The organism is Pseudomonas parafulva, assembly GCF_000800255.1.
Lineage (GTDB): Bacteria > Pseudomonadota > Gammaproteobacteria > Pseudomonadales > Pseudomonadaceae > Aquipseudomonas > Aquipseudomonas boreofloridensis.
The window spans coordinates 4,215,201-4,227,393 of sequence record NZ_CP009747.1 but is presented as its reverse complement, the minus strand read 5'-3'; the positions used below and the strand labels follow the sequence as shown (position 1 = coordinate 4,227,393).

The 12,193-nt window shown below is 65.8% G+C and carries 11 protein-coding genes; 2 read left to right on the top strand and 9 right to left on the bottom strand.

From position 1 onward, the window contains the following. Nucleotides 1-95: 95 nt before the first annotated feature. Nucleotides 96-1,325 (top strand): nucleoside recognition domain-containing protein, encoded by a 1,230-nt coding sequence (locus tag NJ69_RS18500; protein ID WP_039582022.1) that lies wholly within the window; start codon nucleotides 96-98, stop codon nucleotides 1,323-1,325. On the opposite strand, the gene NJ69_RS18495 is transcribed toward NJ69_RS18500, so the two are convergent. The 9 genes from NJ69_RS18495 to NJ69_RS18455 all read right to left on the bottom strand — a co-directional run bounded on the left by NJ69_RS18495 (nucleotide 1,307) and on the right by NJ69_RS18455 (nucleotide 11,499). Next, a complete protein-coding gene (locus tag NJ69_RS18495) occupies nucleotides 1,307-1,930 on the bottom strand; it encodes an ABC-type transport auxiliary lipoprotein family protein (protein WP_039582020.1) in 624 nt (207 codons plus the stop codon). The genes NJ69_RS18500 and NJ69_RS18495 overlap by 19 nt on opposite strands. Beyond that, complete coding sequence (locus NJ69_RS18490; RefSeq protein ID WP_039582017.1) at nucleotides 1,927-2,865, bottom strand: MlaD family protein; 939 nt, start codon at nucleotides 2,863-2,865, stop codon at nucleotides 1,927-1,929. Before NJ69_RS18490 ends, NJ69_RS18495 begins: the two co-directional genes overlap by 4 nt. Nucleotides 2,866-2,868: 3 nt before the next feature. Continuing rightward, entirely contained in the window at nucleotides 2,869-3,663 is a 795-nt protein-coding gene (locus tag NJ69_RS18485; RefSeq protein WP_209435517.1) for an ABC transporter ATP-binding protein, read from the bottom strand. Beyond that, the gene (locus NJ69_RS18480) at nucleotides 3,660-4,781 is read right to left on the bottom strand and encodes an ABC transporter permease (RefSeq protein WP_039582014.1); all 1,122 of its coding nucleotides are present in this window, start codon (nucleotides 4,779-4,781) and stop codon (nucleotides 3,660-3,662) included. Before NJ69_RS18480 ends, NJ69_RS18485 begins: the two co-directional genes overlap by 4 nt. Nucleotides 4,782-4,922: 141 nt before the next feature. Further along, complete coding sequence (locus tag NJ69_RS18475) at nucleotides 4,923-5,945, bottom strand: DUF5924 family protein (RefSeq protein ID WP_039582013.1); 1,023 nt, start codon at nucleotides 5,943-5,945, stop codon at nucleotides 4,923-4,925. 83 nt (nucleotides 5,946-6,028) lie between these two features. Next, nucleotides 6,029-7,435, bottom strand: coding sequence for a M16 family metallopeptidase (locus tag NJ69_RS18470; RefSeq protein ID WP_039582010.1), 1,407 nt, complete (start codon nucleotides 7,433-7,435; stop codon nucleotides 6,029-6,031). 37 nt (nucleotides 7,436-7,472) lie between these two features. Further along, complete coding sequence (locus NJ69_RS18465; RefSeq protein ID WP_039582008.1) at nucleotides 7,473-9,131, bottom strand: Na/Pi cotransporter family protein; 1,659 nt, start codon at nucleotides 9,129-9,131, stop codon at nucleotides 7,473-7,475. Between the two features lie 222 nt (nucleotides 9,132-9,353). Further along, nucleotides 9,354-10,124 carry a TerC family protein gene (locus NJ69_RS18460; RefSeq protein WP_029613183.1) on the bottom strand — a complete coding sequence of 257 codons (771 nt, stop codon included), beginning with the start codon at nucleotides 10,122-10,124 and terminating at the stop codon, nucleotides 9,354-9,356. Between the two features lie 67 nt (nucleotides 10,125-10,191). Further along, complete coding sequence (locus tag NJ69_RS18455; RefSeq protein ID WP_039582006.1) at nucleotides 10,192-11,499, bottom strand: CitMHS family transporter; 1,308 nt, start codon at nucleotides 11,497-11,499, stop codon at nucleotides 10,192-10,194. A 261-nt stretch (nucleotides 11,500-11,760) separates the two neighbouring features. On the opposite strand from NJ69_RS18455, the gene NJ69_RS18450 reads away from it, so the two are divergent. Beyond that, nucleotides 11,761-12,162 (top strand): GFA family protein, encoded by a 402-nt coding sequence (locus NJ69_RS18450; protein ID WP_029613182.1) that lies wholly within the window; start codon nucleotides 11,761-11,763, stop codon nucleotides 12,160-12,162. Nucleotides 12,163-12,193 lie beyond the last annotated feature (31 nt).

The following is a 12,193-nucleotide window of genomic DNA, read 5'->3' as shown; positions in this document are numbered from 1 at the left end:
GCCCCGACCTGTCGGGGCTTTTTGCATGGTGCGGAGGGGTCGGGTCGCCCCCGTTTGCGCTATCATTCCGGCATTTTTCACAGGGGAACAGGCGCATGCTCAACGGCCTTTGGCTCGGCTTCTTCGTGGTAGCGGCCATCTCCGCCCTGGCCCAGTGGCTGGTGGGCGGCAACGCCGGGATCTTCGCTGCCATGGTCGAGAGCATCTTTGCCATGGCCAAGCTGTCGGTCGAGGTCATGGTGCTGCTGTTCGGCACCCTCACCCTGTGGCTGGGTTTTCTCAAGATCGCCGAGAAGGCCGGCATCGTCGAATGGCTGGCCAAGGTACTCGGCCCGCTGTTCGCCCGCCTGATGCCCGAGGTGCCGCCTGGCCACCCTGCCCTGGGCCTGATTACCATGAACTTCGCCGCCAACGGCCTGGGCCTGGACAACGCCGCCACACCCATCGGCCTGAAGGCCATGCGTGCCTTGCAGGAGCTCAATCCCAGCAGCACCACGGCGAGCAATGCGCAGATCCTGTTCCTGGTGCTCAATGCCTCATCCCTGACCCTGCTGCCGGTGACCATCTTCATGTACCGCGCCCAGCAGGGCGCCACCGACCCGACCCTGGTGTTCCTGCCGATCCTGCTGGCCACCAGCGTCTCGACGCTGGTCGGTCTGCTGTCGGTGGCGGTGATGCAGCGCCTGCGCCTGTGGGATCCGGTGGTGCTGGCCTACTTCATTCCCGGCGCGCTGCTGCTGGGCGGTTTCATGGCGTTTCTCGGCACGCTGTCGGCGGCGGCACTGGCCAGCCTGTCGTCGATACTCGGCAACCTCACGCTGTTCGGCGTGATCATGCTGTTCGTGGTGATCGGCGCGCTACGCCGGGTGAAGGTCTACGAGGCGTTCGTCGAGGGCGCCAAAGAGGGCTTCGACGTCGCCAAGAGCCTGCTGCCGTACCTGGTGGCGATGCTGGTGGCGGTGGGTGTGCTGCGCGCCTCCGGGGCGCTGGAGTTGGCGCTCGATGGCATTCGCCACGGCGTCGAATGGCTGGGGATGGACAGTCGTTTCGTCGAAGGCTTGCCCACGGCGCTGGTCAAGCCGTTCTCCGGCAGCGCCGCGCGGGCGATGCTGATCGAGACCATGCAGACCCAAGGCGTCGACAGCTTCCCGGCGCTGGTGGCAGCCACGATCCAGGGCAGTACCGAAACCACCTTCTACGTGCTGGCGGTGTACTTCGGCGCGGTCGGCATCCAGCGTGTGCGCCACGCCGTGGGCTGCGCGCTGCTGGCCGAGCTGTCCGGGGTGATCGCGGCGATCTGCGTGTGCTACTGGTTCTTCGCCTGAGCCTGAAACCCTGAAGCCTGGGTCACGGTCCAGTCCACCACCTGGCGCGCCAGGGTGTCGCCCGCGGCGCCGAAGCCACTGACCACCGCCGGCACCTGCTTCTCGCTCAGCGGCTGGCGCACTTCGAAGCGCTGGCTGGCGAGAATGCGCTGGCTTCGTCCCTGCACCAGTCGGGCGTCATAGCGGATCACCACGTCTACCCCGGGCGAGCCGTACTCGCTCTGAAATGCCTGCAGTTCGCCGACCAGTTCGTAGTCGGCCTGCAGGTTGCTGTCATCGGCGCTCAGGCGCTGCACCCGGCCATCGCGCTGGAAGGCATCGAGCAGCCGGTTGCGCACCAGCAATGGCACCGGATCGCTCCAGCGCGCGCCCTTGTAGCTGCTGATCACGTCGCCTGCGGGAATCACCGCGATGCGCGACCCCGACAGCGCTTCACTGGCCAATGGCTTGTTCAGGCGCAGCGACCAGTTCACGGGCGTGGCGGTGTGGCTGGCCTGATGCACCGGCAGGCGATAGACATCGCTCGGCTCGCCTTGCGGCAGGATCGAGCAGGCGGCCAGGTTCAGCAGGCCGGCCACGACGAGCAGGTGTAGAGGCGATTTCACGGCTGGAACTCCTTGTTCGGCTCGCGGCCCAGCAGGTAGCCGCTGGGGTCGGCTTCCAGGCGCCGCGAAATGCCCTTGAGGGCGTTGAGCGTCTCACGCAGCTCGCGGATGGCGGGCGCCAGTTGGTTCAAGCCTTGGGCACCGTCGTCCAAGGCTTCGCGGTTGTGCGAGAGCAGTTCGTTGATGGTCGCGGTGCTCTGCGCCAACGACTGCATGGCCTGCTCGGCGCTGCCGATGGCCTGCTTGCCCTCGCTGCCAAGCAGGCCGTTGGCGCTGCGCATCAAGGCTTGGGTCTCGGCCAGCGTGGCATTGGCCTGCTTGCCCACCTGGGCCAATTGCTCGATGGCCTGGGCGATACCGCCCTTCTGGCTGGCGAAGGCCCCGGTGGTCTGTTCGAGGTTGGCCAGGGTGTTGCTCAGGCGCTCGATGTTGGTGTCAGAGAACATCTGGTTGGCGTTGTGCAGCAGCAGGTTAACGTTGGTCACCAGGTCGCTGCTGTCGTCGAGCAAGCGCGAAATCGGCGAGGGCGAGGCGACGATCACGGGCAGCTGGCCGTCCTTGCCTTTGAGCGCCGGACTCTGTGGCGTGCCGCCGCTGAGCTGGATGAAGGTGTTGCCGGTCACGCCGGCCAGGGTCAGCTTGGCCTGGGTGTCCTGCTTGACCGGCGTGTCGGCGCTCAGGCGGATCCGGGCCAGCACGCGGCGCGGGTCCTGCGGGTCCAGGCGCAAGCTGCTGACGTCGCCGACCTTGATGCCGTTGTACTGCACCGGGCTGCCACGCGACAGGCCCGACACCGCCTCGCTGAAGACCACTTCGTAGTCCTTGAACGCGTCGTCGACGCTGGACTTGGCCAGCCACAGGCCGAACAGCATGGCACCGGCCACCACCAGCACGGCGACCAGCCCGATGAGAACGTGATGCGCGCGGGTTTCCATGCTTCAGTGCTCCTGTGCCGCGCCGGCAGCGGCCTGTGCCGCCGCCCGCCCGCGCGGGCCGTGAAAGTAATGGTGAATCCAGGGATCGTCAGCCTGTTCGACGTCGGCCAGGGGGCCGGCCACCAGCACCTTCTTCTGCGCCAGCACGGCGACGCGGTCAGTGATGGTGTACAGGGTGTCGAGGTCGTGGGTGATGAGCAACACCGACAGGCCCAAGGCGTCACGCAGCGTCAGAATCAGCTGATCGAAGGCCGCCGCACCGATCGGGTCCAGCCCGGCCGTGGGTTCGTCGAGAAACAGGATGTCGGGGTCCAGCGCCAGGGCGCGGGCCAGGGCGGCGCGCTTGATCATGCCGCCGGACAGCGCAGCCGGGTATTTGTCCGCCGCGCTGATGGGCAGCCCGGCCAGCGCCAGCTTGACCCCGGCCAGGTGCTCGGCGTCGGCGCGCGACAGGCCGGCGTGCTCGATCAAGGGCAGTGCGACGTTTTCGGTAATGGTCAGCGAGGAGAACAGCGCGCCCTTCTGGAACAGCACGCCAAAACGCCGTTCCAGGCTCGAGCGCTGGTCGTCATTCAGTGCGTCGAGGTCCTGGCCAAATACCGTCACCTGGCCCTCGTTGGGTCGACGCAGGCCGACGAGGCTGCGCAGCAGCACCGATTTACCGCTACCCGACCCGCCGACCACGGCGAGGATTTCGCCGCGATACAGGTCCAGGTCCAGCCCTTGGTGCACCACCTGACTGCCAAAGCGGTTGCACAGGCCGCGCGCCTGGATCACCGGTTCGCCCTTGCCGATCACCAGCCCATCTCCATGAAAAACAACGCCGCGACGGCGTCCAGTACGATCACCACGAAGATCGACTGCACCACCGCCGAGGTGGTGTGGGCGCCGACCGACTCGGCGCTGCCACTGACCTTGAACCCCTCCAGGCAGCCGATGGCGGCGATCAGGAAGGCGAAGAACGGCGCCTTGAGCAGGCCGACCAGGAAATGCTGCACACCGATATCGCTCTGCAGCAGCGACAGGAACATCGCCGGCGGGATGTCCAGCGACAGCGCGCAGACCACCGCACCGCCGACCATGCCGCAGAGCATGGCGACGAAGGTCAGCAGCGGCAGGGCGATCAGCAACGCCAGCACCCGAGGCACCACCAGCAGCTCGATCGGGTTCAGGCCCAGGGTGCGGATGGCGTCGATTTCCTCGTTGGCTTTCATCGAGCCGATCTGCGCGGTGAAGGCGCTGGCGGTGCGCCCGGCCATGAGGATGGCGGTGAGCAGCACGGCGAATTCGCGCAGGAAGGAGAACGCCACCAGGTCGACGGTGAACACCGTGGCGCCGAAGTCGGCCAGCACGGTGGCCCCTAGGAAGGCGACCACGGCGCCGACCAGGAAGGTCAGCAGGGCGACGATGGGGGCAGCGTCCAGGCCGGTCTGCTCGATGTGTGCCACCACCGGGGTGAGGCGCCAGCGGTGAGGCTGGAACAGGCGGGTGGCGAGCGTGGCCAGGATCAGGCCGACGAAGCCCAGCAGTTGCCGGGTGTCCTGCCACAGTGTGTCGACAGCGCAGCCAATGCGCGCGAGCAGTTGCAGCAGCACGGGCTGCTCGGGTTCCTTGAGCGGGATGCAGTAGTCCTGCAGCGAGCGATAGACCGTCTGCAGCAAGGCGCGGCTGGCGGCGGGCAGCTCGTGGGTGCAGTGCGCCAGGCGTTCGGCGCCCAGCAGCTCGGCCAGCAGCGAGGCGCCCGCCGTGTCGAGGCGGCCAAGCTGGGTGAGATCGACCTGAGCCTCGGCGCCGTACTGGTCGCGCAGGCGCTCGCTGTCGCGCCGCAGGCGAGCGTAATGCTCCAGGGTCCAGTCACCGGTGATGGCGAGTCGCGTAGGGTGCTGGCGCGTGTCGAGGGTGACGCTGGGCTCCATGTCTTTGGCTCTGCACGACGGCGGTGGGGCAGATCATAGCCTGTTGCAGCGGTGGTGGCTGCATCGCCGGACAAGCCCACTTCCACAACTCCCTGTGGGAGCGGGCTCGTCCCGCGATGAAGACAATGCAGTGATCGAACCTCACCCCGCCGTCCCATCCTCGACCACCTTGAAGCGCAGCACGCCGATGACCTGACCGTCCTCGGTCAGCACCCGCACTTGCCACTTGCCCACCGGGTTGGGCGGGAAATTCTGCTTGTGGGTCCAGGCCCGATAGCCCTCTTTGCGCCCGCCATGGATGTCCAGGGCAATGCGGTCCACTTCCTTGCCGTCCTGCTGCCACACGTGGAAGATCCGCTCGTTCAGGCCGCGTGGGGCGTTGATCGAGGTGTAGGCGTACAGCCCGGCGCTGCGGATGCGGCTGGCGTCGATCTGCTCCAGCGACTCGCCCGGCTCTCGGTCCTGCATCTGCGTGGTCACCGCCACTTCGGTCATCCACAGGGTCGCCGGCGGCACCCAGGAGCGCAGCAACCAGCCGCCGCCGCCGATCGCCAGGGTCAGCACCACCAGCATCACGCCGCGTCGCCAGGTGTTGATCGGGAAGCTGCTGGCCAGGCTCGGGAACGACAGCACCATGGCGGCGATCAGCGCCAGCTTGAAGCTCTGCGCGGTGGTCAGGTGCAGGATGATCGGCAGTGCGGTGAGCAACGCGGCGAACAGGGTGAGCGTGTGCAGGGCCAGGAACAGCCAGCGGCGCGGGGCGAGCCAGCGGTAGTACAGTGGGTCGACGATGGAAATCAGCCCCGCTGCGCCGAGCAGACCGGTGAACACCAGTTGCCCGCTGTTCCAGGTGGTAGTGATGAAGAAGAACGGCAGGACGAAGAACAGGCTCTCCTGATGGATCATCTGCGTCGCATAGCGCAGCAGCGGCTGCGGGATTTCGCGCTTGAAGGTGCGGGCGAACAGGCCGGTGAGGGTGTTCTCGAGCATCAGCCATATCCAACTGACCAACAGCAGGATGGCGATCCAGCTGGCCAGCCCGGCCTGGCGGTCGACCAGGATGAAACTGCCGATGCCCGACAGGAAACCGCCCAAGGCGATGACCCCTGGGTAGCGTTTGAGCAGTTCGATGATGCGCTGGACGATCTGGGGTATGGGGGGCATGGAGGCTGGCAGCAAGGTGAGGTGACGGTTCTGGCGGTGTCACGGATTCACCCGCGACACGGCCGGCTCAGAATAACGCCAATTCAACGTTCACGCGTAGCACCGCTGGGACGATCCGCCGGCTGGCGGCGGCGTCGCAGCAGCCCGATGGCCAGGATCAGCCCGAGCACCAGCGCCACCAGCCCGTACAACTCGTCGTAGCCCAGCAGCGGTTTCTCGATGCGCACATAACCGGGCGTGGCCAGCAACTGGCGCAGGGCGTCGTTGGCCTGCGCCAGGCTGACCTTGCGCAGTTTGCCGATCGGATCGCCGAAGCGGCCGTCCTCGTAGTCGTTCAGCGCGCCCCAGTAATAGTCGGCCAACGCGCTGTTGCCCTGGCTGGTCCAGCTTTCCCGGGCGATGGCGGCTTCCTTGAGGCGGGCGAAGGTGTCGGGGTCCAGGCCATGCTTGCGCAGGTCATCGAACGTGGCTTGCAGCACGGTGACGGCTTGGTCGATGTCGCCGCGTTCCAGGTCGGCGTTGAAGCTGAGCAAGCCACTGTCGCCGAAGCTTTCCCGGCGCACCGAGGGACCGTAGGACAGGCCGTGGCGCAGGCGCAGTTGATCGTAGAGCGTCCAGTCGAGGTAGCGCGAGAGCAGGTCGAGGGTCTGCTCGTGGTCGCTGTCGAGCACCGGCTCGATGAACAGCCAGTGCAGCTTGGCACTGTCGCCGAGCCAGCCGCGGGTGAGGTCGCGGCGCTGTTCGGCCTGCTGGGTGATGCTGTCCAGGTCGCGCCGCTCGCCGGGTTCGGTGGCAGGCAATTCGCCGTAGGTGCGCTCCAGGTAGGCGGGTAGCAAACGATCGAGGCCACCGACCACGATCAGGCTCATGTTGTTGGCGGCATACCAATGTTCGCGCATGGCCTGGACCTGCTTGAGGCTCATGCTGGCGATGTCGGAGCGCTCGGCGCATTTCAGCCCGAGCTCGACCGCCAGTTGATCGCTGGCCGGGTGGCCGATGTCCTGGCGGTCCAGCCAGCGTTGCAGGTGACCGTAGTGGCCGCCGTCCTCGCGCTCGACGATCCGCTTCGCCGTGGCCAGGGCCTTGGCGTCGATGCGGGTGTCGCGCACCGCCGCCAGCAGCAGGTCGAGCACCTTGCGTTGGTTGCGCGCCGGGGCCTCGACCACGAAGGTGGTATCGGCCGCACTGGTGAAGGCATTCCATTCGCCGCCCAGTGCTTGCAGACGTTGTTCCAGGCCGCCTTCGCCACTGTCGTCCAGGCCGCTGAACAACAGGTGCTCGAGCAGGTGCGGCAGCTCGCGCTGGTCGCAGGGGAAGTCGTCCAGGCCGACGCCGACCACCAGACGGATCGCGACGTGGTCGCGCTCGTAGCCGGACTTGAGGATCACCTGCAGGCCGTTGGGCAACAGATAGCCCTCGACCCGCGAGCGGTCGAGGGCGAGCGAGGGCAGGCTGAACAGGATGCAGCAGGCGAACATCAGGCAACGCATGGGCAGGCTTCCGGGCCGGTCTCCAGGTGTGCGGGGGTCAAGTCGGGCTGGCGTCTTCCGGCTGATCGTCGAGCAAAAGCCCGCCGGTGTCCGCGCCGCCCAGTACCACATAGGCACTGCTGCAGAACAAAGAGTTCAACCGTTTCATGTCGGCGATCAGTTCCAGGTGCAGTGAGCTGGTCTCGATGCTCTGCACCACCTTGCGTTGCAAACGGCTGACATGGGCGTGGGCCAGGCGCCGCTCCTGAGCGCGGAACCTGCGCTTTTCGCGCAGCAGCAGGCGCGCGCTTTGCGGGTCGGCGCTGAGGAACACCGACAGCCCCAGGCGCAGGTTGGCCAGCAATTGCTGTTGCAGGCCAGCCAGCTCTTCCAGCCCGACCTCGGAGAACTCCCGGCGCTGGGAGGTCTTCTGCTGCTGGACTTTGCGCAGCATGCGCTCGATCAGGTCGCTGGCCAGCTTGAGGTTGATCGACAGCTCGATGATCTCTGCCCAGCGCTGGCTGTCATGTTCGCCCAGGTCTTCGCGCGGTATCTGCGCCAGGTACAGCTTGATTGCGCTGTACAGCGCTTCGGCATCTTCGCCCAGGGCGCGGGTCTGTTGCGCGAGCGCGGTCTGAGTGCCGCGCAGAGCACCGAGCATGGCATCGAGCAGGCTTTCGACGATATCGCCCAGGCGCAGGGTCTCGCGGGCAGCATTGGCCAGTGCCAGGCTGGGGGTCTGCAAGGCCGTAGGGTCGAGGTGACGCGGTTTGACCTGGCCGTTGGCCAATTCGCGTTCGGGCAGCAGGGTGTTGCACAAGCGGCCCATGGGTTTGACCGTCGGCAGCATGATCACGCAGCGGGCGGTGTTGTAGAGCAGGTGGAAACCGATCACCAGCTCTTGCGGGCTGAAGCTCAGCGAGTCCATCCAGTCCACCAGCGGGTGCAGAACCGGAATGATCAGCAGCAGGCCGATCAGCTTGTACAGCAGGCTGCCCAGCGCGACCCGACGACCGGCGGCGTTCTGCATGCTGGTGCTGAGAAACGCCAGCAGCCCGCTGCCGATGTTGGCCCCGACCACCAGGCCGATGGCCACCGGCAGGCTGATCACCTCGGCGCCGGCCAGGGTCGCGGTGAGCAGCACGGCGGCCAGGCTCGAGTAGGAGATCATCGCGAACAGCGCGCCGACCAGCGCGTCGAGCAGAATATCGCCGGTGAGCGAGGCGAACAGCACCTTCACGCCCTGGGCCTGGGTGATGGGCGCTGCCGCCTGCACGATCAATTGCAGGGCCAGGATGATCAGGCCCAGACCGATGGCCACTCGGCCCAGTTGGCCGATCCGGGTCTGCTTGCGCGAGAGGAAGAAGATCACCCCGATGAAAATCAGCAGCGGTGACAGCCAGGACAGATCGAAGGTCAGCACCCGGGCCATGAGTGCGGTGCCGACGTCGGCGCCGAGCATGATCGCCAGTGCCGGGGTCATGGCCATCAGGCCCTGGCCGACGAAAGAGGTGACCAGCATGGCAGTGGCGTTACTGCTCTGTACCACGGCGGTGACCACGATGCCGGCGATGAACGCCAGCGGGCGACGATCCATGTTCTGGCCGAGTACCCGGCGCAGGTGCGAGCCGTACACGCGCAGGATGCCGGTGCGCACGATATGCGTACCCCAGACGAGCAGCGTCACGGCAGACAGCAGGTTGAGCAGGGTCAGCATGGTCGGGGCCCCCTTGTTACCGACGCCCCAGTGCGGGGCCAATGGGTGAAGCGGTGAGCCTGGCCCGGGGCTGGGCGGTTCTGTCAGTGCTCACTGAAGCTTTAGTGGGTTTGCGCAGGAGACGCCAGCTTCGCATGGCAGGCATTTATTTGAAACATTTGTGTCATGGATAGCATTGGGGCCGCAAAGCGGCCCCAACGGTAACGACGCACAGCCGGGCGGTCACTGGCCGGGCACGTCCTTGCGCAGCTTGACCGGGTCTTGCTCCTTGCCATCCTTGCGCGCCAGTGCCGTGCGCATGCGGATGTTGATCGCCTCCACCGCCAGCGAGAAGGCCATGGCGAAATACACGTAGCCCTTGGGCACATGCACATCGAACGATTCGGCGATGAGCACGGTGCCGACCACGATCAGGAACGACAGCGCGAGCATCTTCAGCGAGGGGTGCTTGTCGATGAAGTCGCTGATGGTACCGGCGCAGAGCATCATCACCAGCACGGCGACGACGATCGCCGCGATCATCACCGGGACGTGGGACACCATGCCCACCGCCGTGATCACCGAGTCCAGGGAGAACACGATGTCGATGATCGCGATCTGGATGATGGTGTAGAAGAACTTGCCGCCGCCGCCCTTGGGCGCCTCGCCGCTTTCGTCTTCACCTTCCAGGCCGTGGTAGATCTCCTGCGAGCTTTTCCACAGCAGGAACAGGCCGCCGAAGAACAGAATCAAATCACGTCCGGAGATGCCTTCGCCGAGCACCACGAACAGGTCGTCGGTCAGGCGCATGACCCAGGTGATCGACAGCAGCAGCATGATCCGCGTGACCATCGCCAGCGCCAGGCCGAAGATACGCGTGCGCGGCTGCATGTGCTTGGGCATGCGGCTGACCAGGATCGAGATCATGATGATGTTGTCGATCCCGAGCACGATCTCGAGTGCGGTGAGGGTGAAAAAGGCAACCCAGATTTCCGGGCTGGTCAGCCATTCCATGTGTATTCCTTCGAGCGGTGAAGGCGACGACCCCAAAGGGCCGCCGCGGTAGGGTGCTGCAGTTGTATTAAAGACTACTGAACAGCGGGAAAACTCCCATGAGCAGGGCGGCGAGCATTATGCACAGGCACACCAACACTGCCCACTTGAGGGTAAAGCGCTGGTGATCGCCGAATTCGATGCCGGCCAGGGCCACCAGTAGATACGTGGACGGCACCAGCGGGCTGAGCAGGTGCACCGGCTGACCGACGATCGAGGCGCGGGCCATTTCCACCGGGCTGATGCCGTAATGGCTGGCGGCCTCGGCGAGCACCGGCAGGACACCGTAGTAGAAGGCGTCATTGGACATGAAGAATGTGAACGGCATGCTGACGATCGCGGTGATCGTCGCCAGGTAGGGCCCGAGCGCCTCCGGGATCACCGCCAGCAGACTCTTGGACATGGCCTCGACCATGCCGGTGCCGGACAGGATGCCGGTGAAGATGCCCGCAGCGAAGATCAATCCGGTCACCGCCAGCACGCTGCCGGCGTGGGCCGCGATGCGGTCTTTCTGCTGTTGCAGGCACGGGTAGTTGACGATCATGGCGATGCTGAAGGCGATCATGAACAGCACCGGCAGCGGCAGCAGGCCGGCGATCAGGGCGGCCATCAGCGCGACGGTAAGGGCGCCGTTGAACCAGATCAGCTTCGGCCGACGCGCCTCGGGGAATTGCGACACGCTGATTTCGCTGTGGTCGATGTCGTCGGTCGGCAGGTGCAGCTCGCCCAGGCGCGCACGTTCGCGCTTGCCGTACAGGTAGGCGATGGCGAGGATCGCCAGTACGCCGAAGGCCATGGCCGGGATCATCGGCACGAAGATGTCCGAAGGGTCTACGTGCAGGGCGCTGGCGGCACGGGCGGTCGGTCCGCCCCAAGGGGTCATGTTCATCACCCCGCCCGCAAGAATGATCAGCCCGGCCATGATGCGCGGGCTCATGCCCAGGCGGCTGTACAGCGGCAGCATGGCGGCGCAGCAGATCATGTAGGTGGTGGCGCCGTCACCGTCGAGCGAGACCACCAGGGCCAGCACGGCGGTGCCGACCGAGACTTTCAGCGGGTCGCCCTTGACCAGCTTGAGGATCTTGCGCACGGCCGGGTCGAACAGGCCGGAGTCGATCATCAGAGCGAAGTAGAGGATGGCGAACATCAGCATCACGCCGGTGGGCGCGAGCTTGCTGATGCCCTCGAGCATCATGGGGCCGATCTTGGCGGAAAAGCCGCCGAACAGGGCGAACAGGATCGGTACCAGGATCAGCGCGATCAAGGCCGACAGGCGCTTGGTCATGATCAGGTACATGAAGGTGATGACCATGGCAAAGCCGAGGAAGGTCAGCATGACGGTACTCCAGGCGTGGCGCGGCGAAAGGTGTCGGGCGGATCAGCGCGTTGGGCGCTGTGCGTGGAATACGGGGAGGGGTACTGCGGGGAGGCGGGCACAGGACAGCATCGGAATCACCATTGTTGTTGTTGATTGAGCCGGGTGTGCTGTGGATGCGCACCCTGGCTGACCGGTCTTTGTGCCGGTGGTGGCGCTATCCTAGGGGCGAAAGCTTTCAGCCAGCTTTCGCGTTGAATCAGCTGACGAGAGGTCGCGGTGATGAACGAAGTCCATGAAGGTGGGTGCCATTGCGGCGCCCTGCGCTATCGATTGGTGGGGACCCTTGAGGATGTCGCCCATTGCCATTGCTCGATCTGTCGGCGGGTCAGCGGCGCTCTGGTGGTGACCTGGGTCACCGTCCCTCGTACCGCATTCACCTGGCTGGCGGGCCAGCCGAAGCATTATCTGGCGCCGGCCAGTTGCACGCGGATGTTCTGTGACCGATGTGGCGCACATGTGGCGCTGGAAACGACGCACAGCCCATCAAGCCTGGATGTAACGGTGGCGACGCTGGATCGACCGGAGCAGGTCAGGGCCAACCGGCATATCTGGACCGAAAGCCGCCTGTCGTGGCTGCACCTGGACGAGCATCTGCCCAGCGAGGCGCAGGAGCAGCTGTAAAACAAAACGGGGCCTGGTAAGAGGCCCCGTC